General features: G+C 63.9%; 1 protein-coding gene and 1 pseudogene. Both read left to right on the forward strand.

Going from position 1 to position 776, the window contains the following annotated elements:
• A pseudogene (locus F6X40_RS41615) lies at positions 1-146 on the forward strand (electron transfer flavoprotein subunit beta/FixA family protein); the annotation flags it as partial.
• Positions 147-159: 13 nt separating this feature from the next.
• Positions 160-776: electron transfer flavoprotein subunit alpha/FixB family protein (locus F6X40_RS41620; RefSeq protein ID WP_187631909.1), on the forward strand; the 617-nt coding region annotated here is incomplete at its 3' end.

The raw sequence follows: 776 nt of genomic DNA on the forward strand, positions 1-776 counted from the left end.
TCAAGCCCGAAGACCTCGGCGTCGATGTCACGCCGCGTCTGAAGACGCTGAAAGTCGCCGAGCCGCCCAGGCGCTCCGCCGGTGTGAAGGTGCCGGACGTGAAGACGCTGGTCGAGAAGCTGAAGACCGAAGCGAAGGTGCTGTGAGGAGACCCGAGAAATGACGAACCTGGTAATTGCAGAACACGACAATGCGTCGATCAAGGCCGCGACGCTGAACACGATCGCAGCGGCACAGAAGATCGGCGGTGATATTCACGTGCTGGTCGCGGGACATAACGCGCAGGGCGCGGCCGATGCGGCCGCGAAGATCGCGGGTGTCAGCAAGGTGCTGCTCGCCGATGCGCCGCAACTGGCCGAAGGCCTCGCGGAAAACGTCGAAGCAACGGTGCTGACGCTTGTGCAAGATGCGGCGAAGCACTACACGCACATCCTCGCGCCGGCGACCGCCTACGGCAAGAATGTCGCGCCGCGTATCGCCGCGAAGCTCGACGTCGCGCAGATCAGCGACATCACGGCAGTGGATAGCGCCGACACGTTCGAGCGTCCGATCTACGCGGGCAACGCAATCGCGATCGTGCAATCGGCTGATCCGATCAAGGTCATCACCGTGCGCTCGACCGGTTTTGATGCCGTCGCGGCCGAAGGCGGCAGCGCAGCGGTCGAGAAGATCGAAGCGGCAGCCGACGCAGGCCTCTCGCAGTTCGTGAGCCGCGAAGTGACGAAGCTCGATCGTCCGGAACTGACGAGCGCGAAGATCATCGTGTCGGGTGGCCG

Source organism: Paraburkholderia sp. UCT31 (assembly GCF_014397655.1).
GTDB classification, from domain to species: domain Bacteria; phylum Pseudomonadota; class Gammaproteobacteria; order Burkholderiales; family Burkholderiaceae; genus Paraburkholderia; species Paraburkholderia tuberum.